Annotated in this window: 17 protein-coding genes, 1 pseudogene and 1 riboswitch; of the genes and pseudogenes, 13 read left to right on the top strand and 5 right to left on the bottom strand. The window is 38.8% G+C overall.

The features are described 5' to 3' along the window. The first annotated feature begins 54 nt into the window (after positions 1 to 54). A complete protein-coding gene (locus KZ793_RS03520) occupies positions 55 to 2,202 on the top strand; it encodes a polysaccharide biosynthesis tyrosine autokinase (RefSeq protein ID WP_225813565.1) in 2,148 nt (715 codons plus the stop codon). Positions 2,203 to 2,449: 247 nt separating this feature from the next. Continuing rightward, a complete protein-coding gene (tehB, locus tag KZ793_RS03515; protein WP_225813563.1) occupies positions 2,450 to 3,307 on the top strand; it encodes an SAM-dependent methyltransferase TehB in 858 nt (285 codons plus the stop codon). A 130-nt stretch (positions 3,308 to 3,437) separates the two neighbouring features. Here tehB and KZ793_RS03510 read toward each other — a convergent pair whose 3' ends face one another. Beyond that, positions 3,438 to 5,030 carry an FGGY-family carbohydrate kinase gene (locus KZ793_RS03510; RefSeq protein WP_255619142.1) on the bottom strand — a complete coding sequence of 531 codons (1,593 nt, stop codon included), beginning with the start codon at positions 5,028 to 5,030 and terminating at the stop codon, positions 3,438 to 3,440. A 575-nt stretch (positions 5,031 to 5,605) separates the two neighbouring features. Between KZ793_RS03510 and KZ793_RS03505 the strand changes: the two genes are divergently transcribed. Continuing rightward, positions 5,606 to 6,973 carry an alanine/glycine:cation symporter family protein gene (locus KZ793_RS03505; protein WP_225813562.1) on the top strand — a complete coding sequence of 456 codons (1,368 nt, stop codon included), beginning with the start codon at positions 5,606 to 5,608 and terminating at the stop codon, positions 6,971 to 6,973. Between the two features lie 44 nt (positions 6,974 to 7,017). On the opposite strand, the gene KZ793_RS03500 is transcribed toward KZ793_RS03505, so the two are convergent. Together KZ793_RS03500 and KZ793_RS03495 are read right to left on the bottom strand one after the other, a co-directional pair. After that, positions 7,018 to 8,502 carry an aldehyde dehydrogenase family protein gene (locus KZ793_RS03500; RefSeq protein WP_225813560.1) on the bottom strand — a complete coding sequence of 495 codons (1,485 nt, stop codon included), beginning with the start codon at positions 8,500 to 8,502 and terminating at the stop codon, positions 7,018 to 7,020. Between the two features lie 445 nt (positions 8,503 to 8,947). Continuing rightward, the gene (locus KZ793_RS03495) at positions 8,948 to 10,084 is read right to left on the bottom strand and encodes an ABC transporter substrate-binding protein (RefSeq protein WP_225813558.1); all 1,137 of its coding nucleotides are present in this window, start codon (positions 10,082 to 10,084) and stop codon (positions 8,948 to 8,950) included. Positions 10,085 to 10,524: 440 nt separating this feature from the next. On the opposite strand from KZ793_RS03495, the gene KZ793_RS03490 reads away from it, so the two are divergent. Beyond that, positions 10,525 to 10,938, top strand: coding sequence for a DUF6694 family lipoprotein (locus tag KZ793_RS03490; RefSeq protein WP_225813556.1), 414 nt, complete (start codon positions 10,525 to 10,527; stop codon positions 10,936 to 10,938). Between the two features lie 153 nt (positions 10,939 to 11,091). Continuing rightward, positions 11,092 to 11,263, top strand: a riboswitch (M-box (ykoK) riboswitch). Between the two features lie 74 nt (positions 11,264 to 11,337). Then, positions 11,338 to 12,408 carry a magnesium transporter gene (locus KZ793_RS03485; protein ID WP_225813554.1) on the top strand — a complete coding sequence of 357 codons (1,071 nt, stop codon included), beginning with the start codon at positions 11,338 to 11,340 and terminating at the stop codon, positions 12,406 to 12,408. A gap of 316 nt (positions 12,409 to 12,724) precedes the next feature. On the opposite strand, the gene KZ793_RS03480 is transcribed toward KZ793_RS03485, so the two are convergent. Continuing rightward, positions 12,725 to 13,390: a PAS domain-containing protein gene (locus KZ793_RS03480; protein ID WP_225813552.1), complete on the bottom strand. Its 666-nt coding sequence runs from the start codon at positions 13,388 to 13,390 to the stop codon at positions 12,725 to 12,727. A 795-nt stretch (positions 13,391 to 14,185) separates the two neighbouring features. Between KZ793_RS03480 and KZ793_RS03475 the strand changes: the two genes are divergently transcribed. The 4 genes and pseudogenes from KZ793_RS03475 to KZ793_RS03460 all read left to right on the top strand — a co-directional run bounded on the left by KZ793_RS03475 (position 14,186) and on the right by KZ793_RS03460 (position 17,890). After that, a complete protein-coding gene (locus KZ793_RS03475; RefSeq protein ID WP_225813550.1) occupies positions 14,186 to 14,860 on the top strand; it encodes a helix-turn-helix transcriptional regulator in 675 nt (224 codons plus the stop codon). 27 nt (positions 14,861 to 14,887) lie between these two features. Beyond that, a pseudogene (locus KZ793_RS03470) lies at positions 14,888 to 15,070 on the top strand (LacI family DNA-binding transcriptional regulator); the annotation flags it as partial. Positions 15,071 to 15,270: 200 nt separating this feature from the next. After that, positions 15,271 to 16,725, top strand: a complete 1,455-nt coding sequence (nhaC, locus tag KZ793_RS03465; protein ID WP_225813548.1) for a Na+/H+ antiporter NhaC — start codon at positions 15,271 to 15,273, stop codon at positions 16,723 to 16,725. Continuing rightward, positions 16,712 to 17,890 carry a MalY/PatB family protein gene (locus tag KZ793_RS03460; RefSeq protein WP_225813546.1) on the top strand — a complete coding sequence of 393 codons (1,179 nt, stop codon included), beginning with the start codon at positions 16,712 to 16,714 and terminating at the stop codon, positions 17,888 to 17,890. The genes nhaC and KZ793_RS03460 overlap by 14 nt, the downstream gene beginning before the upstream one ends. Before the next feature lie 256 nt (positions 17,891 to 18,146). On the opposite strand, the gene KZ793_RS03455 is transcribed toward KZ793_RS03460, so the two are convergent. Continuing rightward, a complete protein-coding gene (locus KZ793_RS03455; protein WP_225813838.1) occupies positions 18,147 to 18,356 on the bottom strand; it encodes a helix-turn-helix domain-containing protein in 210 nt (69 codons plus the stop codon). 264 nt (positions 18,357 to 18,620) lie between these two features. On the opposite strand from KZ793_RS03455, the gene KZ793_RS22810 reads away from it, so the two are divergent. From KZ793_RS22810 to KZ793_RS03435, 4 genes are all read left to right on the top strand, one after another. After that, entirely contained in the window at positions 18,621 to 19,082 is a 462-nt protein-coding gene (locus tag KZ793_RS22810) for a helix-turn-helix domain-containing protein (RefSeq protein WP_397443570.1), read from the top strand. 2 nt (positions 19,083 to 19,084) lie between these two features. Beyond that, complete coding sequence (locus KZ793_RS03445) at positions 19,085 to 19,381, top strand: hypothetical protein (protein ID WP_225813544.1); 297 nt, start codon at positions 19,085 to 19,087, stop codon at positions 19,379 to 19,381. A 337-nt stretch (positions 19,382 to 19,718) separates the two neighbouring features. Next, positions 19,719 to 20,411 (top strand): PAS domain-containing protein, encoded by a 693-nt coding sequence (locus tag KZ793_RS03440; protein ID WP_225813542.1) that lies wholly within the window; start codon positions 19,719 to 19,721, stop codon positions 20,409 to 20,411. Positions 20,412 to 20,464: 53 nt separating this feature from the next. Further along, positions 20,465 to 21,063: helix-turn-helix transcriptional regulator (locus KZ793_RS03435; RefSeq protein WP_225813540.1), on the top strand; the 599-nt coding region annotated here is incomplete at its 3' end.

Here is a 21,063-nt window from a genome sequence, read left to right as displayed (position 1 = left end):
ATTCTGGGTTTGCTGTTCTTCATTACTTATCAATAAAGTAATTATAGGCTTTTTATGACTACATCAGATAAATCAAGTCACACTCATACGGATGGTGATGAAATTGATTTAGGCCGTCTTCTTAGTGCCTTATTCGATTATCGCTGGGTGATTGGTGGAATTACCCTATTGTTCACAGCTATTGGCCTTTGTTATTCCTTGATTGCGACTCCGATATACAAGGCAAATGCTTTATTGCAGGTTGAAAAGAGAAGTAGTGCATTACCTTTAATCGGCGATATGTCGGATATGCTTTCTGGAAGACCATCAGATACATCGGCAGAATTGGAGTTATTGACTTCCAGAATGATATTAGGAAAGACAGTAAAGGATCTAAATTTGGATGTTCAGGTTACAGCAGATTATTTTCCTGTGATAGGTAGGGGAATTGCCCGTGTTCGTGGTATGCCGAAGCCTGATATTGTTATTAAACATTTTACGGTATCACCTGAATATATTAATAGAGGAATAAAAATATATATTGACGATGCAGAAAATTATCGGTTGTTGTTTGACGATCAGGTTTTCCACGGGCAAGTGAACAAAGTATTTGATACTGATGGCATAAATTTGCTTATCTCAAATATTTCAGCTTCTTCAGGGCAAAGTTTCACGTTGGTTAAACGGGGACAATTGGGTGTTATTCGCGGGCTGCAACAAGCTTTGCGGGTAAAAGAAAAAGGTAATAATACCGGTATTATCTTGCTTGAAATAGAAGGTGATGATCGTGCAAGAATAAAATCGACACTTGATAGTATCGGTAAAAATTACTTGCAACAAAATGTGACAAGAAAGACGGAAGAAGCTGAAAGTAGTCTTAATTTTTTAAAAAATCATTTACCTAAAGTTAAAATTGAGCTCAATCGTTCTGAAGAGTTGCTTAACCAATATCGTCAAGCGAATGAATCTATCGATTTATCACTTGAAGCAAAATCGGCTCTGGAGACATTGGTCCAAATTGAGAAACAGATTAATGAATTGACTTTCAAAGAAGCTGAATTACAGCAATTGTATACCAAACAACATCCCGCTTATGTTGCGTTGCTTGATAAACGTGAAACTTTGGTTGATACCAAAAAGAAGCTGAATCAGTCAATCAAACGGTTACCTAAAACACAGCAGGAAATTTTACGTTTGACCAGAGATGTTCAAGTTGACCAAGAAATTTATGTGCAGCTACTCAATAAACAGCAAGAGTTGAACATCGTGAAAGCGGGGACAGTTGGTAATGTGCGTATTATTGATGAGGCCATTGTAGAAAGTTCAGTGGTAAAACCGAAGAAGTCACTGATTATTGCATCGATGATGGCATTGGGATTTATATTGTCTGCTGGGTTGATTTGTATACGAGTCATGTTTCGTAAAGGAATCGAAAGTCCTGAACAATTGGAAGAAATAGGTGTTTCTGTTTATGCCACTATTCCACTATCTGGGACCCAGATTAAACTTGAGCAACAACAGAAAAAGCGAACTCATCGTCAGAAATGTCGGTTATTAGCTATTCAAGATCCCACTGATTTAGCTATTGAAGCATTACGCAGCCTTAGAACAACCTTGCATTTTTCAATGATGGAATCTGCAAACAAAATCATTCTTCTTTCAGGTTCTGCTCCTGAACTAGGAAAATCTTTTATTTCAGTAAATCTTGCCGCTGTATTGGCATTAAGTAATAAACGCGTGCTTTTAATCGATGCAGATATGAGAAGAGGTCGTTTACATAAAGTGTTGGAAAGTCCTCAATCTCTGGGGCTTTCTGAATATTTGGCTGGTCAGCATCAGCTAAAAGATATTATTACTAGAACTTACCTTACTGAGCTTGATTTTGTCAATCGAGGTGTTATCCCGCCTAATCCATCGGAATTGCTTATGCATAACAAGCTTAAAGAATTATTATCTTGGGCAGAAGAGCATTATGATTATGTCTTGGTAGATACTCCTCCTATTTTGGCTGTAACTGATGCTGCGATTATTGGGAGATATGCGGGAACTTCATTGTTAATTGCACGTTATCATAAAACAAGGGTTAAAGAAGTTAATGTTGCTATTCGCCGGTTTAGGCAAAATGGCATTCATATTAAAGGTGTGTTGCTAAACGCGGTAGAGAAGAAGTCTGGTCTCTATTATGATTCTGGCGGATATTATCAATACAGTTATAAGGATTGATCGCCTTTTCTCCGGCTTATGAGGCCGGAGAAATTTTATCAATGAGTTCTTATTTTCTTTCATATATTTCCTAATAGTGAGTCAGTTCGTTCAATTTAAGAGAAAATGGATTATTTTTCCTTTCATCTTGCAAGCATAGGTATGGTAAAACCCAGAGACTTTTCCTCCTGTTACTTTATAGCTTTACAGTTGTAGAATGTCATTATAAGATGCATTTTAAATGTAATTTATGGTCAGGGAACCTTCTATGAGCGACCTCATTTGTTATAAACGAATACCAATCTGGCAGAAAAATACCATTCCTGAAATGTTTACTGAAAGGCATAATACTAAAGAGGGGACTTACGCTTTTCTTGAGATCTTTGAAGGTGAACTGGAATTCGTGATTTTCGATGGTGATCAGGAAGAAACCGCCTATTTTAATGTGCAAAAACAGCCTCCCATTATTCAGCCACAGGTTTGGCATAAAATCAAATGGGTAAGTGATGATATTAAATGCCAGCTCTCTTTTTTATGTGAACCACAATATCTGTTTTATAAACAAAATAATTTGTCATTACCTCACTCTGAAATCAGATATCTGGCAGATATTATTTCTCCTTGTAAGACATTAGATCTGGGGGCTGGTTATGGCCGGAATACTTTCTATCTGGCAGAAAGAGGTTATGACATTACAGCCGTGGATATTAGTCCACAATATATTGGCTCAATTAATGATATTAAAGAAAAACAGCAGATTAAAAATATCCGCACTGCTGTTTATGATATCAACTCGTACAATATCACCGAAAAATATGATTTGATTATTTCAACTGTAGTGATGATGTTTCTGCAACGGGAAAAGATTGATAATATTATTTATAATATGCAAAAACAGACGAATGAATGTGGGATTAATCTGATTGTTTGCCCGGTTGAAACAGATTTTGCACCATATTCATTATTGCCATTCAAATGTTTCCTTATGCCTGGTGAATTGGAGAGTTATTATTCTGGTTGGGAAATCATTAAATATAATGAAAACCCTGGTCATCTTCATAAAACAGATGAAAATGGTAATAGAATAAAATTAAATTTCGCTACGCTGATTGCCAGAAAGCGATGAAATATTTATACCCGTTATCTTTCAAGTTGCCTCTTTGTTGGCTGCTTCAACCGGCTGTTGATTCATTTTTTGAGTTGCCACCTACAATGCGTATTTTATCTTGTTATATTCCAGTTTTGATTATTAAAGGCTAATTATCGGCTTGCATGATTTCGTTATATCGCTGTTGGTCTCGGTACATTTGTAGATAAACCTGATATTTGGCTTGATGAAATAAAAATGTCTCTTTTTCCGGTTTAATAATGTTGCCGTCACGTACCATCGATTTCGTTGCTTGAGCGAAGTTTGCAAAGGAACCGCAAGCAACGGCACCAAGCAAAGCAGAGCCAAGATTGACAGCATCCTTTTCCTGAGTGAGATGGATTTCGCGCCCAGTGGCATTGGCATATTCACGTAACCATAGTGGGTTTTTAGTTGCGCCACCACACATAACTAGCCTGTTTATCTGGTGTCCTGCTTCTACTAATGCATCAATAATATGGCGGGTACCATAAGCGATAGATTGCAGTGTTGCTAAGTAATGGCGGGCCAGATCATCACGACCATTTGCCAGCGTCAGCCCGCTTACCATTCCCTTGGCATTAGGGTTTGCCCTTGGTGAACGGTTGCCATGATGGTCACCTAAAATATGAAGCTGTGCGGTCGGATATATTTCTTGTTTTTCTAACTGTGCAACAGCTTCATTTAGTCGCTGATAGTAATGATGACCAGATTCCTCGGCTTCGGCTTCCAGCTCTAGCCAGCTATTGTGTTGACGAATTGACCACTCAACTAATGCACCGGCGGCGCTTTGTCCACCTTCGTTGAGCCAGTAACCGGGTAGCATTGCACCGAAATAGGGGCCCCAAACCCCCGGTACCATGACAGGGTGAGGACTGACAATCATGTGGCAGTTTGAGGTGCCGCTAATAATGATCAGGCTGCCCTCTGGATAGGCGCCAGCCAGTGCTAATCCGCCGGCATGTGCGTCAATAATACCACTGGCGACGATGATTCCTGTGTGCAGTCCAAAATCTTTAGCCACTTTAGTAGTCAGGTAACCCGCTTTTTCGCCAAGTTCGAGGATAGTAGATGGAACTTTATGGGTTAAATCTTCTAACCCCACATCATAAAGTAGTTTTTCGCTGAATTGTTTTTGATGAGCCAGATAGTTCCATTTGCAAGTGAGCGTGCAGATACTGGCTACATCAGCGGCAGTTGCTTTCCACACCAGAAAATCAGCTAAATCAAAGAAACGCCATATATCCTGATAACGTTGGGGAAAGTGGTTTTTTAGCCATAAGATTTTTGGTAGTTCCATTTCAGGGCTGATTTCACCACCTACATAGCAGAGTGCAGGGTCATTAGTTTGATTTATCGTGATGGCTTCCTTGATTGCACGATGATCCATCCACATGATGATATCGTGTTCAGGATTGCCATTTTCGGCCACAGAAAGGGGACGTCCTTCTGGTGTTACCGCGACTAGTGAACAGGTGGCATCGAAGCCGATTGATTTAACATCAATAGGATTAATATTTGCCAGTGCAACAGCTTCTCTTACTGTTGCACATACTTGTGCCCAGATATCAGTAGAAGATTGTTCAACAAAATCAGCTTTTGGATGAAATTGCTGGATAGGGCGAGCGGAGAATGCATGCCGTTTGCCGTGTTGGTCAAAAACCGCAGTACGGACACTGGCGGAGCCAACATCAACACCAATGAAATATTGTTGTTCCACCATAAAGTTCTCCCCTTATTCATTAACCCAGGCTGATAAAATGAGTTGGGTGGAACAATAAAACAATGAGGTTCTTCAATTATTGTGAAGCGGCTCGAAAAAGATTCGGTGGTTTTATGATGATAGAAAAATATCACAGATATTTTCTATTGTTCTTTTGACTGATGTAATAAATATATTTCGGATAGTGGTTTGTTTAAAAGAAAAACATGATAGGTAGAGCGAGCAAGATATTCTCATAAAAATCGCTGATAATTTCTACTCAATGATTTGTTTCTTAAAAAATCGATTTTAAAAATAATATTTTGTTGTTTTGCTTTAATTAGTTGAAAAGGTTAAATATTAAAGTAAATTATTTTGATTAAGAGAGCGGTTTATACCTAAATATTTTTTAATGTATTGGGCGTGATAAACTTTTGAACATTCTAATTTTAAAATTCTATCGAGTGATATCACTCACAAGTATTAAATCTTTTTCCATTTTTACGAAATTTTTTCTCGCATATTTTCTATAAATATTCTTTATTAAGTTGCTGCGTATATGTTGTTATTTTGTTATGAAATGTCCGAGGGAATATATGGGATTAATCACAGAATGGCTGAGTGCTATTAACGGGGTAGTATTGGGAGTACCGATGATGGTCGGTCTTCTAGGGGTTGGGTTGTTCATGCAGCTCCGTCTCTCTTTTCTGCCTATACGTAAATTGGGAACGGGTTTTAAATTACTATTTGAGCGTAATCATCAGCGGGGAGAAGGGCAGATATCGCCGTTTAACGCACTGATGACTGCGCTTTCTGCCACCATAGGAACAGGTAATATAGCTGGCGTGGCTACCGCGGTTGTATTGGGTGGGCCAGGTGCACTGTTTTGGATGTGGATAACGGCATTAGTGGGCATGGCAACCAAGTATTCAGAGGCGGTACTGGCAGTCCGTTTCCGTGAGGTTGACAAAAACGGTCACTATGTTGGTGGCCCCATGTATTACATAAAAAACGGTTTAGGAAAAAAGTGGGCCTGGTTGGGGACGTTGTTTGCGGTATTTGGCAGTATTGCTTGTTTCGGTATCGGTAATACCGTACAGGCGAATTCTGTCGCTGATGTGTTGCAAAGTAACTTCGGCGTTTCTACCACGGTAACGGCCATCGTATTGGCAATTCTAGTTGGTGCAGTGCTTATCGGGGGTATTAAACGTATTGCTGATGTAGCAGGTAAATTAGTGCCATTTATGACGGTTGCCTATCTTGTTGCCGGGATTATTGTTCTGGGGATAAATGTCAGTGAAATTCCCGCTGCATTTGTTCTGATTGTTAAATCTGCATTTACACCTGTTGCGGCACAAGGTGGTTTTGCGGGCGCAGCAGTGTGGGCGGCAATTCGTTTTGGTGTAGCTCGTGGTATTTTCTCTAATGAAGCGGGATTGGGAAGCGCGCCGATTGCTCATGCAACAGCTAAAACCCAAAACCCGATTCGCCAGGGGTTGATCGCTATGCTAGGTACTTTCATCGATACCATTATTGTTTGTTCTATCACTGGCTTAACTATCGTCATTACGGGTGGTTGGTTGAACGGTCAGACAGGAGCGACACTGACAGCGACTTCTTTCGCTATGGCGATTCCTGGTGGCAACTATATTGTCGTGGGTGCTCTGGTAATATTTGCCTTTACCACAATTCTTGGCTGGAGTTTTTACGGTGAAAAATGTACTCAGTATCTATTTGGGCAAAAAGCCATTACGCCTTTCCGTGTAGTATGGATTATTGCTTTGATGGTTGGTGCTACTCAGTCATTGGATTTTGTCTGGTTATTGGCAGATACATTGAATGCGATGATGGCAATACCGAACCTGATTGCATTAGCATTGTTAAGCCCAGTTGTTTATCGGTTGACGAAAGAACATATTAAAGATGTGAATGCGGATAGTATTGATATTAAAGCAAAAAATTGAATAAAAGCCTTCCATTTGGAAGGCTTTCTCATCACTGATTGAGATTATTCTTCACTAGTTTTGATATAGATGTTTTTGACTTGGGTATAAGCATCCAACATCATTTTGTGTGTTTCTCTGCCAAGGCCTGATTTCTTGTAGCCACCAAACGGTGCGTGAGCTGGCAGTTCATGGTAAGTATTAATCCACATACGACCGGTTCTGACAGCTTTAGCTACGCGTAGTGCACGGTCAATATCCTGTGTCCAGACAGCACCGGCCAGGCCATAATCAGAATCATTTGCCATTCTGATCACGTCTTCTTCTTCGCTGAATGGAATCACGGTTAATACAGGGCCAAAAATCTCTTCACGCGCGACTCGCATGTCATTAGTGACATTGGTAATGATGGTTGGTTGGATAAAGAAACCATCATCATAACCTTCTCCAGTAATGCGTTTACCGCCGGTTAGAATGGTTGCACCCTCTTTTTTCGCAATCTCGACATATCCGAGAATTTTTTCCATTTGTTCCTGGCTAACCTGGCTCCCCATCTGAGTTTCTTTTTCCAGCGGATCACCAACCTGGACAGATTCGAATTCTGCTTTCAGCGACTTGAGGAATTCATCATGAATATCTTTATGCAGGAACAACCGGGAACCTGATTCACATGCTTGACCCTGATTCAGCAAAATAGCTCTGGCCGCATATTTTACTGCTTTTTTCATATTGGCATCAGGGAAGATAATATTGGCTGATTTACCACCAAGCTCCAGTGTTGCAGGGATCAACTTTTTGGCTGCGGCTTCGGCTACGGTATAACCTACTCTGGTGGAACCAGTGAATGCCACTTTTTCGATATCTTTATGATCCAAAATGGCTTGACCAACGACTGAACCACGACCTGTAACAATGTTAACCACCCCGGCTGGCAGGACTTTATCCAATATTCGACCCAATTCAAGCAGCGTGATTGGTGTCAGTGTTGCTGGGTTAATAACAATGGTATTGCCCGCTGCAAGAGCAGGAGCCAGTTTCCATGCCGCCATCAGTAGTGGGAAATTCCAGGGAATTACCTGTCCGACAACACCAATGGGTTCACGGATCACCAAGCTGAGTGTCTTGGTATCCAGAACTGAAGCTTCATCGGTATGGGAACGGATCACACCCGCAAAATAGCGGAACTGGTCAATGCAGGCGGGTAGATCCATATCCCGGGATTCATTTAATGGTTTTCCGGTATCCAGTGATTCGAGGATAGCAAAACGTTCTTGTTCCGCTTCTAATAGGTCAGCAATTTTCAGCAAAACTGATTGTCTTTCGATTGGCGAGGTTTGGCTCCATGCGGGGAAGGCATTTTTTGCGGCGCTGACAGCAAGATCGACATCTTCAGCATTACCGGATACATATTCAGCCAGTAGTTCTCCTGTCGCTGGGTTATAACTTTTGGTTGTTTCTTTGGATACACTATCCACCCATCGTCCACCAATAAGCATTTTGTAGGATTCAACGGGCAACATCTCTTTCTCAATATCATGTAATCGTTTCATTAACATACTCCGAGTACTTTGGTTTAAGAATAGTTACATCGAGAATCTATCTCATTAGGCTATTTTATTTTCCATTCTTGTTAGTAAAGAGCAAATGATTCCTCGCATATCATGTGCATAGCCTGATTTTTGTACCTTGCCTGTGCACATGGTTTATTGATAATAATGGTCCTGAATTAATCGTTCCTGTTTGGGATAAATTCTTAATTAGCAAGTTTTATATAGTTTCATTATGTGAATATATTTGTACTTTATATTTATTACTTAACCGAATTTATCTTGTCATGTTTTATATTTTTTTTAGCATCAACTATAGTAGATGACAAAATAATAGATGTCTATTAGCCTGTTATATAAAATATCAGGTATATTAACGAACGGAAATTATAAATAAAGGGTGAGATTAAGTATCCGTTGGAATATGCCAACAGATTGAAAAGCAATATTATTTTGCTGTAACCCAGAATACCCCGTTACCATCAAGGGCGGTAAAGGTTTTATGCAAATATAGGCTGTCAGCTTGTGGATCGATATCTTCAAACAACTTCGGATGCAGGAATTTAGCAATGATTTCAACAGCAATGATGTTAAATGGCGTATCGTAATATTGGTGGTACAGTGCTATTACTTGTTTTTCGCGGAAGGCTCTTAATACGCTTAATTTGGGGCGTGTCAGTAATTTTTTCAGTCGTTCTTGTGATTGTTTCAAATTGCCGGTGTAACCTAATGGCACAGAGAAGCTTCCAGAGCGAACTTTATCCCAATCTGCGGCGGTCATCAGATAAAATTCAGGATTACTGACGATTAATTGTTCTTCGTTTACCTCACCATCTATACCTGAGAACCAGCGAGCACCGAGGTTATCACCTCCTGCGGCAGTAACAAATTCACCAAAATTGCCATTTCCGAAAGTCTTACAGCAATGTTCCGCACCTAACATGCCTGCATGGCGTTCGATAAACACCGGAGGGCGCTGTTCTTTACCTAGCGTGCCAACGCGTTGATTAATGATTTTCATCCTCTCTTGATAAAACTCAATAAATTTTTGTGCACTTTCTTCTTCATTGAATATCTTTCCAAGTAGAATCATACTTGGAATCGTATTTATTAGCGGATATTGACGGAAATCGATAAAGATAACCGGGATACCCGTTTTTTCCAGTAAAATGATGGTTCCACTATCATTGAGCTTGGTTTGAAGAGCGATATCAAAAATAACCAGATCGGGTTTATAAGTCAGCGCTTTTTCGACGTTAAAATCGCTTTGATAAGGGTTAGGGAATACCGGAATATCCCGCAATTGCGGGAAGTCTTTTTCATAAGCAGTTGCCAAATCTGGAGATTTAATTTCCAGTGCATTATCCCAGGCGACAATACCTTTAAGCGGATTATCAGGGTGAAGAATATTCAGTGCAATCAATACTCGGCTATCAGCCAGCATAACCCGATTGACCGGTGCGTCAATTTTAACCTCCCGGCCAGCAACGTCTTTGACTGTAATTTCTTTTGCTTGCGCAAAGACAGGCAGTAATATCAATATGGCAGTCAGAATATATTTTGCAGTGCAGTGGATGATTGCCATTATTTCTCCTTTGTTTTCGGTGTTGGTTTTTCAATGGCTAAGCGAAGCGATAAACGCAAGTATGATCTCATCTAATTGTGATGGTTCCAACTACATATTGATCTGAATATCGGCAGTTACTGTGGTCGTATCTGGACCTGTCATGTTGTTGGTTAGTTGGGTGTTTTAATCATCTGGTTGATTTGGCAGAAAGTCGTTTTTATGTTGTTGAAGAAATAACAAATGATTGTATTTTGGCATCGTAGTGGCTAATCACAAGGATAATTATTCTGGAATAGCATGATGAGAAATTTCATCTTATTTGCTATTCTTTATCAATTTGACTAATTATATACCTTATGGATTTTAAGGTGCATCGCGACGGCAAGGGAGAGAATCCCCGGAAGCATAACTAACTATGTGACCGCGGGGTGAGCGAGTGCAGCCAACAAAGAGGCAACTTGAAAGATAACGGATATAAACGGTTTATTGTTTCTGCTTCTGTTATTATTCCCTTGTTTAATATTCTGTGGGGGATGAATATGAAAAAATTATTAGTAATTTGTTTGTTAGCATGTGTATTAGCGGGCTGTGATAGCCAACCTAAAATTGATGCTTCTAATGAAATCGTGTTGAAAGCATCCATTGAGAAAGTAAGAGATAGGCTACCTGATGATAAAAAAGTGAAGTTTGATGAATCAATTCAATCGGCTATGTTTAATAGTATCGATTTTAATGATTTGGTTAAATCAGGTTCTAATGGTGACATGAAGGAATCGAAACAAAAGTTTTATAAATTGCTGGATGGTAAAACTGCTGACCAATTGATTGCTGAAGTTGAAAAAATTGAGTCTAAGAGATCAGAAAATGAATAATTCCTTCATAGGATTATTCTCATTAAACGGCAACAGGTGGAAATCTAAGCCGTTTTTTTATTATTATCAGAAACTTAAATGAAACTTAAACAAGCCAACTTTCAATTTTGAATTATTACGACCTTTGTTTATAATATGCACCGCATTCTAAGTGCAGTATCTCGTTAGGCGAGGCTCCTATACAAACACAGGTTGCTGATCTGACGACGTCGAGAGACGCCCAAGATTAGGACAGGATATATCGAACCAAGGTATATCCCCATGTAACTTTCTGATCATTCAGGATACGTTGTATAGTGCTAAAACCGAGACGTAGAGATAGTCGTTGCATTCTCTCATCTGGTTTCGCCCCTATGTGAGTGCTGTTTGAAGTTCACAACAGTAATAGGGACCAACATCATGAAAATCTCATCCCATGAAAAAATGGATGCATTAGCGATTGCTAATCATTCTATTAATGAAATAAATGCTGATCAGCAGCGGAAACATCGATTGAAAAATGAAGAGGCAACGGTCAGCGCATATATGAGCCAATGTTTCATTTCTGTATCTGTTGCTGATTCTGTTTTGTCGGTAAAAAGTCATTTGATTGATCAGCTTGAAGGTGAGCAGATCCCAACCTACTTATATGTTATTGATGCTGAGGGCTATCTTAATGGCATATTACCGGTGAAAGTGTTATTAACTGTAGCCGATGATTTATTTGTGTCAGATATTATGAGGCAAAGCTATTTTTCCGTATCACCGGAACAGTCGCGTCATGATGTTTATCATTTGATAAATCACAGTGGCATGGATAGTGTCCCGGTTACTCATTTTGGCAAATTGGTTGGGGTGCTACGACCGCGGGATATTGCTGAATTGATTGAAGATGAAAATACGTTGGATGCTCATTTGCAGGGGGCAACTTTACCTCTGGACCAGCCTTATCTGAGTACCAGCCCAATAACATTATGGCGTAAGCGTGTCGGGTGGTTATTATTGCTATTTGTTGCGGAAGCTTATACCGGTGCTGTGCTTAAAGCATTTGAAGATCAATTGGAGGCGGCAATTTCTCTCGCATTTTTCATTCCGTTATTAATCGGGACGGGGGGCAACAGTGGGACGCAAATTACCTCGACCTTGGTCAGAGCAATGGCATTGGGGGAAGTGAGTTTGCGTAATCTATGGGCGGTGTTACGTAAAGAGGTTTCCACTTCATTTTTAGTTGCAATAACGATAGGTTTTACCGCGCTTATCCGTGCCTGGATATTAGGTGTCGGTATTCAAGTGACGATTGTTGTTAGTTTGACCATCATTGCAATCACCGTCTGGAGTGCCATTGTTTCTTCCATTATTCCGATGGTATTGAAAAGGCTATCTGTTGATCCGGCTGTTGTATCTGCTCCTTTTATTGCCACGTTTATTGATGGTACAGGTCTGATTATCTATTTCGAAATCGCTAAATTAGTGATGACAGAGCTCGTTTAAATTTATCAATAAGAGTTTATTCTATAATTTTATACCTAATAGATTTCGAGTTGCAGCGAGGCGGCAAGTGAATGAATCCCCAGGAGCATAGATAACTATGTGACTGGGGTGAGTGAAAGCAGCCAACAAAGCAGCAGCTTGAAAGATGAAGGGTATATATTAATCAGATTAGCAGGCTTGTGAGGTGCCTGGGATTCTTATTCCACTACAGTCAATGAGAGGTGTTTTAACATAAGAAAATTCTGTTCATACCTCAGGCATGTCAGTGATGCGCGTCATAATGAAGTAAGGCCACTGAATCCGCAGAAAAAGCCTTTTAAGTTAATAAAAATTTCTCAGGTATATAGTGATAAAGATTATTGACTCGACAATATTCTTCTAATTGAAGATTGGAGTTAATGTTTATTTTATGATATATCTTGGTCATATGGTTTTCGATTACACTAGAATCAAGATTCAATATTGTTCCAATCTGCTTTCTTGAGTATTTCTGTAAGAAAAGGAAAATAATATCCCATTCATGCTCAGTAAAAAGATCTGTCGGTGGTTGGAGTAAAATGGATGAGGGAAGTTTATTATGATATTGATACAGACAGGTTAATGAATAATCTTTCGCCTTCCAACAATGATATATAATGCCGATACAACTTCCATCTTCATGATAAAAAGGCATCTTTTCACAGAAATAAGATGATAGAATTTTTTCTTTACCGAATACATGTGTTTCAAGTGAGCATATTCTTTGCCCTTTTTTCATTACTTTTTGATCATGATGAATATATTCCTTTGCAAATTCAGCGCTATCCCAAGGGAGTTCATGATCATAAAGCCCACTGTAATCAAATGATGGTGAGAAATTTTTGATAGAACTTAACGCTTTATTACCATAAATAAAACATGAAGAACTATCTTTTACTCCCCAAGGTTCATTACTTATTTCCATTGTATTGATAATCTGAGGTAATATCGTACAGTGCTTCATAAAAACTCCTTGATAATTTGAAAATTAAATAAACGTTCTACTTTTGGATTCCCTAGTGTTTTCTGGGATATAGCAATAAAATTGACTTTTTTCATAAGAATTTTCTAGTTTTATATGTTATGGCCGACTGAATTTTTGTTTATTATTTAACTTATTGTTTTAATTTCCTATTTTACGCCCCACGGTTCATCACTTTTTTCCCATATGTTAGTGAATTGTGGAGTGATATTTTACATAAAGTGCATTTTACGCTCTCAATGATGCTTGATATAATTAACAAAATAGCTCCGCTAAATAATCTTCTATATTGAATATCTAACTGTTTTAATATAATTTCCTATTATAGGAAAATTAAATATAATGTTTAAATAGGACTAGTTACTTAATCATGACCTTAAATTTCCGGTGTTTTAGATAAACTGGAATATTCCATACGAGTTCTATTTACTTTAATCGTCAAAAATTTTTTGACACTTGGCAATGGATTATAAGCAAGATCAGAAATCGATACACAAGTCACATTTTTACACTTCATGAAACCGGTTACATGAACAGCAAACTTATCTCACATTCCATCTAAAATAAATTTGTTACTCTATTTTAACAAACAATTCAAAACTGGAGTTTGAACTGTATGATTAAGAACAATCTTAATTTGGGGCCAATTATATTATTGAGAGTATAGTAATACTATAACTTCTGACTATGAGGGAATTCCCTATAGAACGAATAGCTGTTCTTGCTGATTGTTAAAATATTTTTCTATTTATATTCAATAGTTATTGAAGGTCATATATGAGTCAAATCACCCCTCAGTTAATAAATATGTGGGATAAAAGCCATGAATCATGGTTTGTAAAAGATAAGAATCTTCGTTTTATATATGCAAATAAAGTATTTATCAAATTAAGTAAGTTACCTGAAGACTTTGATGTCATGGGATATACTGCTAAGGAATTACCTACACCGTTTCATTATCTTGCTCACCTTTTTGAAAAACATGACTGTAAAGTCTTACAGTCTATGCAACGAATATCATCTATTGGGGCTCATCTTCAAAGCGATAGCCAACAACTTAAGCCCTATTTTTGTGAAAAATACCCGTTAATGGATGAAAACGATCAATGTATTGGAATAATTTGTCACATTAGAGAAATAAATCATTTTTCAGTGCATCATTATATTAGAAATGATACAACTATGTCTGTTAAACTTAGACCCCCTAATAATATATTGACAGAAAAAGAATGGATAGTAATCTTTTTATTCTGCCGTGGCATCAGTAATCGAGGCATTGCTAATGAAATGAAAATTTCATGTCGTACTTTGCAAGGGCATTTTCAAAGTATCTATGAGAAATTATCAATAGGATCAATTATTGAATTGAAACTATTTTGCGGGAAAAATAATTATGATCTCTATATTCCACCAAAATACTTCAAATCTATGAATCATTTCTTTCTGGACTAAGTTTTATATAACTGCGGAGGCGAGAGTATGGCCACTATGAAAGACGTAGCATATCAAGCGGGAGTATCCGTAGCCACTGTAAGCCGCGTCATCAACAACACGGCTTATGTTGAACCGGGTACTCGTGAGCGTGTGGAGAAAGCTATGCGTGAATTCAACTACCATCGTAATTCTGCCGCGCTTGCATTAGCGAAAAGATGCGGGAATATGTTTGTCATCAGAGATTCCGTTTTTCGGATAGAGTAATAAAAAACATCACACATAAACATAAGAGTAAAAGTGATATACCGATCATATCTCACATCTCATGAAACCAATTACATGAACAAGTAATATCTGTCACATCTCATTCAAAATAAATTCATTATTCTATTCTGTCTCAAAAACCCACCTGAAACTGGAGTTTAAATATGGATGACAAGAAAAAGCTTAATCTGGGACTCGCTATACTGCCAATTGCAGCAATGCTTTTACTGTTGGTTATTGGGTATGGTCAATTGAATTTACGTATTGAATCCCTATTACTGATATCAGCAGGCATAGCAGCTACCTTGGCGTATTGGCAAGGCTATCGCTGGAATGACATTATCGATGCTATTGTGGCAAAGTTAGCTAAAGCGATGCCGGTGATCATGATCCTGATTTGCGTAGGTGGATTAATTGGGACCTGGATGTTCAGCGGAACCATACCTTACATGATGTATTGGGGGTTAAAGTTGATTAGCCCTCAATACATACTGATTGCTGCTTTCTTTATCACGAGCGTTATCTCAGTTTGTACCGGTACGTCATGGGGATCGGCAGGAACAGCGGGGGTTGCCCTTATGGGAGTTGCCGCTGGCCTTGATGTGTCTTTGGCCGCTGCCGCCGGAGCGGTTGTTTCAGGCGCGTATTTCGGCGATAAAATTTCACCGTTATCTGACTCAACTAACTTCGCCGCCATTGTTGCCGATACCGATCTTTACAGTCATGTTCAACATTTGATGTATACCACTATTCCCGGCTTTGTTTTAGCTGCTATTGTCTATTTTATTGCGGGTCATACAAGCTTAACGGGTAACGTGGCAACACCTGAAAAAGTCACAGAAATCGTGCAATCTCTTGAAAGCCTGTATCACTTCAATTTATTGCTGATTTTGCCTCCGATACTGGTTTTGTGGGGAGCAATAACAAAACGTCCGGTGATACCCGTCATGCTTGCTGCATGTGCATTAGCTATTGTGCTTGGCATAGGTTTCCAGGGGCTTACCCTTAAACAGGGCCTTAATGCGTTGATAGATGGTTTTAATCTTTCGATGTTCTCTGAGCAGGGACACAACATTACCGGAGTCGTTAGCGATGTTTCCCGCTTGCTCAATCGTGGTGGTATGTTCTCGATGATGAGTACTATCCTGCTTGCATTTTGTGCATTCGCGTTCGCCGGTGCTTTAGCACTCACTGGCGCTTTGACTATTATCATTAACCGGCTTCTACAAGTTGTTCACACAACCGGGCAACTTATCGCTGCAACCTTGGCAACAACCATTCTGGTAACGGGCGCAACCTGCAATGGAAAGCTGGCTCTCCTCATCCCGGCGGAGCTGTTCAAAGATGCTTATCGTTGCATGGGACTGGATAATAAAAATCTGTCACGGACAATAGAAGATGGCTGTACTGTCATAGAACCGTTGATCCCCTGGACTGCTGCTGGTATTTACATGGCGACTACATTGGGTGTCAGTACGCTTGAACTGCTACCTTGGGCAATCCAGTGCTATGCTGCCATCTTCTTGGCCCTTATTTATGGTTTTACTGGTTTCGGTATCGCAAAAATCACCCCGGAAAACTCTCTGAATAAAAAGGAAGCCCAAAGTGAAATTGCCTGATTTCAACCAGATCATCGATCGTCATAATACAGGCTCTGTTAAATGGGATTTTTTAAATCGTTACTTGCCCTTAAATAAGACTGATCTGCTGCCAATGTGGGTGTCTGATGTCGATTTTCAATGCCCGGAAGAAGTCTTGCAAACACTCTACTCCCGCATTGGTCACGGTATTTTCGGTTATAGCGAACGTGACGATCTCTATTACCAAGCAGCAATAGACTGGTTTTCAAGACGCCATAAATTGACCTTATACCGCGATTGGTTTACGTCGATAGAAGGTGTCATTCCTGGACTGGCTTTACTGATACAGATGCTCAGTAAACCGGGGGAAGGTGTTGTTGTGCAAGGGCCCTATTATGCTTCATTCGCCAAAATTATTACTATGAACGGCAGAATGGTGATTGAAAACCCGCTTCTTGCAAGTCTGGAAGGTTACAAAATTGACTATGATCATTTAGAACGCATGTTGAAGTATCACAAACCACCTCTGTTATTGTTATGTAATCCACACAACCCTACTGGCCGATGTTGGGATAGTGACGAACTGCTCCAGTTATTAATGCTTTGCAAAAGTTACGGTACGACGGTAATTTCCGATGAAATTTGGGCTGATTTAATTTTGCCTTGGGGAAAATTCACTTCAATACTGCATCTGGGGAGTGAATGGCATAGCAATGTCATTGCCGCCACTTCAACAAGTAAGGCATTTGGACTTTCATCACTCCGTATATCAAACTTTCTCATTCCAGACCCTGAACTTCGTTGTGCCTTTATCGATCGGTTGAATGCTCATGGACTCGATGTATTCAACGCGCTATCTATGACTGCGGCCACAGCCGCATATCAATATGGGGATGTGTGGCTTGATGAACTACAGCATTACCTGGCGGAAAACCGTCACTGGTTCGAGCAGGCTTTAACGTCTGCTGTTCCTTGGTGCCGAATGACTAAAGCGGAAGGGACATATCTGGCTTGGCTGGATTGTCGCAATTTAGGTTTGGATGATGACACTTTGCAACAGGTCTTACTACAAAAAGCCAAAATAGTCGTTTCAATGGGATGGAGTTTTGGCGACAGGGGAAAAGGATTTATCAGAATAAACTTAGGTTGTCCTCGTCAATATCTTGAAAAAGCAATCACGGGTTTAGCTCAGCTAACATCATAAAATAAAAAGATATCTACGAAATTAGTAGAAATATGGGAAGAAATGTTAACACAATACAAAAAATTAACGGTGATAAACATCCTAAACTGGCCTGATTATAATTTTAACTAGAGCACGATAATAAAGCAGGGCGTTAATGGTCCTGTTTTCACTCTATTATCACACCTGAAACTTTCCACAAGAAAAGTTTCAGGTAATGAGTTTCCTCTCATTGATTTTTATATGAGAAGTTCATGTTAATTTTGAAAATAGAAATTCATTTAAAATATCTGCTCGGCCATATTTCACATGGCTCACAATTTAAAGCAGCAGCAATAAGCCGTTCACCTTTGGGCCATGGACGGTGCAGCGCATTACTTAATGTGGATGATGCAAGCCCCGCTTCTCTTGAAATAGCAGCTAACGACGTTCCCCGTTTTTTAAGCCCTGCAATAATATCAGCCGGGTGCCAGTCGATTTTTACAATCATTCCTTTCTTCTCTCCTCAGTTTGGTTATTCAAGGTGCTATATTCATACTCTCTTTAGACTGATATTTTTATGTTGTTACAGCTTTTTCCCTGAGTCCGCGCTGGGGCGGAATGCTAAAAAATAGCTGTACTAAGACATTAAACCCCGCTAAGTACAGCCAAATATTCTCCAAATGGAAAATGTTATGTCTAACGACAAAAAGGTCATAAATGAACTTCAATTGTTCAAAAATAAACATTAAATGTTCAGAAATGTTCTTTTATGAATACTAGAATGTTCAAAAATTTTAGTTACTTTTGGGGATTCTGGAACCGTATGAAATACTTTAACGAACGTCTTAAAGAAGCGCTTGAGTTACGAGGAATGACACCAACAAATCTAGCTCACCGAATCAGTGTGCAAGGGGGTTATATTTCGAAACTGCTTTCGGGGCAAATCAGCAACACCAAGCACATAGGCGCAATCAGTGAATGTCTCAATGTCAATATTGCGTGGCTTAAAAGTGGGGATGGGCTACCTGTCGTAGGAACTGAGACACATTATACCCGTTATCTTTCAAGCTGCCTCTTTGTTGGCTGCACTCACTCACCCCGGTCACATAGTTATCTATGCTCCCGGGGATTCGCTCCCTTGCCGTCGCGATGCAACTCGAAATCTATTAGGTATATGTCGATATTCCACTTTACACGTCAGTTAATGAATATAGTAAAAAAAGTTATATGAAAATGGCTCGCATTCCATATTTATATGCAGATAAAGATGATGATCTATTTGCAATATCACTATCTCAAAATGACTTATTTGAGGAAGGGGCAACTCTGGTTGTTAATAAGCATGGAAAAGGAAACGGTTTTTTTCTTATTGAAGATAATAAAGAATTATTCATCTCATCTCGATTTGACAATATGAATAGCCTCAATTGGGTGCATAACACAAATAAAAAATCTATAGTAATCAATACAGCCAAAATTTTAGGAAAAATTGTGGCATTTTACGAACAACCTTATTCAATTCACGTGTAGAAGAAAAATTACGTCAGATTACGATTTGATGCGGAATTTAAAAATTTTTATGTAACATATGGCAATATAATATTTTTATAAGGCAATCAGTTTTAATGGATTGCGATGTTATATGTGTGCAATTTTTAATGGGTAAAATAAACTACTTAAATAATTTTCAATAAAAATAATATTTTTTCTTATATTATTTTGTATTTATAATGCCATTATAAAATTAATAAACATACAGTCTTTGGCTGGATAATTGTTATACTATATTATATAGTTAAATTATTTTGTGTATCACCAAAAAACAGTTCATTCAGATAATGACTTAAATATAAATTTAGGAGTTGCTATGTCAAATATAAGAAACAAACCCGGTCATATTACGCCACAATTAACGCTGATGTGGGATAAAAGTAATGAACCCTGGGGAGCCAGAGATCGCGAGTCAAGGTTTATTTATGCTAACCCTGCTTTTTATCAGCTGCTCAACCTTCCTGAAGATTTCGATATTATAGGGCTATCTATGGGTGAATTACCCTCACCTATTGCCGAATATGCAGAAGAATTTCATCGTCAGGATCAAAAAGCCATTCAAACTATGCAACGCGTCACTTCACTGGAAACACATCAGTTTGGGAAACATAACGTTAAACAAACTTATATTTGTGATAAATTTCCCCTTTATGATGAGAATAATGATTGCATTGGGATCTTCTTTCATATGTATAAAACTCAGGACTTTTCTATTTCGTACTACTATGAAAAAACCCCTCCAGCAACACTGGAATTTACCCCCCCTAATGACACACTGACGCAACCTGAATGGGAGGTTCTTTTTTTAACTCTGCGCTCATTAGATGAAGAGAAGATCAGTGAAGAATTAATGATAAGTCCCGAAGATGTGGCTAATCACATTCAATCAATTTACCAAAAATTCAATTTGCCCTTACATGCAGAATTAAAGGATTTCTGTAAAGAAAATAAATTTGATCTTTATATTCCAGCAAGGTTTGTCACTATCGGTAGTAGAGAGTTAAATTGATGATAAAATATCAAGAATCTAACTTTAAGACTAGAGAAAAAAGGAGTAATAACATGGATAATAAACTGATTATTTCACCTCAAGTCATTAATACAATGAAGCAAAGTAATGAGCCCTGGGGGATTAAAGATAAAAATTCATGCTATATTTATGGCAATCTGGCACTTAAACATCTTGAAAATCTTCCAGACTCATTTGATTACGAAGGGCGGTATGATTATGAACTTCCTTGGAGTGGCGCTGAATTTGCAAAAGAATTCGTTCTTCATGATCAAAGTGCAATGAAGAGCGAAACAACAGTATGCTCGCTTGAAACACATATGTATGGGAACGATAAATTCTTATCATCTCATTTTTGTGAAAAATACCCACTATATAATGATGAAAACGAATGTGTCGGAGTCATTTTCCACGGATGGGAAGTCCAGGATTTCTCATTAACACGTTTGTATCATGGAAAACTCCCCGCTTCTATTATATTTCAACCACCGACTGATTTATTCACTCCACGGGAATGGGATGTCATTTTTCTCTCTTTACATAAATATACCAGTAAACAAATTGGTCGAATGTTAAATATTTCCTACCGTACTGTTGAACACTATACGGCACAAATATACAGAAAGGTTGGTGTTAGGTCTGCTCAGCAATT

This window comes from Photorhabdus antumapuensis (assembly GCF_020387775.1).
In the GTDB taxonomy this organism is placed as follows: Bacteria; Pseudomonadota; Gammaproteobacteria; order Enterobacterales; family Enterobacteriaceae; genus Photorhabdus; species Photorhabdus antumapuensis.
This window is presented reverse-complemented; position numbering and strand designations above follow the sequence as displayed.

Bases quoted from the DNA above. Each gene is read 5' to 3' on its own strand.
- KZ793_RS03510 (WP_255619142.1), bottom strand. From the start codon at position 5,030: ATGGTGGAACAACAATATTTCATTGGTGTTGATGTTGGCTCCGCCAGT.
- KZ793_RS03485 (WP_225813554.1), top strand. From the start codon at position 11,338: ATGAAAATCTCATCCCATGAAAAAATGGATGCATTAGCGATTGCTAAT.
- KZ793_RS03505 (WP_225813562.1), top strand. From the start codon at position 5,606: ATGGGATTAATCACAGAATGGCTGAGTGCTATTAACGGGGTAGTATTG.
- KZ793_RS03440 (WP_225813542.1), top strand. From the start codon at position 19,719: ATGTCAAATATAAGAAACAAACCCGGTCATATTACGCCACAATTAACG.
- KZ793_RS03520 (WP_225813565.1), top strand. From the start codon at position 55: ATGACTACATCAGATAAATCAAGTCACACTCATACGGATGGTGATGAA.
- KZ793_RS03495 (WP_225813558.1), bottom strand. From the start codon at position 10,084: ATGGCAATCATCCACTGCACTGCAAAATATATTCTGACTGCCATATTG.
- KZ793_RS03480 (WP_225813552.1), bottom strand. From the start codon at position 13,390: ATGAAGCACTGTACGATATTACCTCAGATTATCAATACAATGGAAATA.
- KZ793_RS03500 (WP_225813560.1), bottom strand. From the start codon at position 8,502: ATGAAACGATTACATGATATTGAGAAAGAGATGTTGCCCGTTGAATCC.
- tehB (WP_225813563.1), top strand. From the start codon at position 2,450: ATGAGCGACCTCATTTGTTATAAACGAATACCAATCTGGCAGAAAAAT.
- KZ793_RS03445 (WP_225813544.1), top strand. From the start codon at position 19,085: ATGGCTCGCATTCCATATTTATATGCAGATAAAGATGATGATCTATTT.
- nhaC (WP_225813548.1), top strand. From the start codon at position 15,271: ATGGATGACAAGAAAAAGCTTAATCTGGGACTCGCTATACTGCCAATT.
- KZ793_RS03475 (WP_225813550.1), top strand. From the start codon at position 14,186: ATGAGTCAAATCACCCCTCAGTTAATAAATATGTGGGATAAAAGCCAT.
- KZ793_RS22810 (WP_397443570.1), top strand. From the start codon at position 18,621: ATGAATACTAGAATGTTCAAAAATTTTAGTTACTTTTGGGGATTCTGG.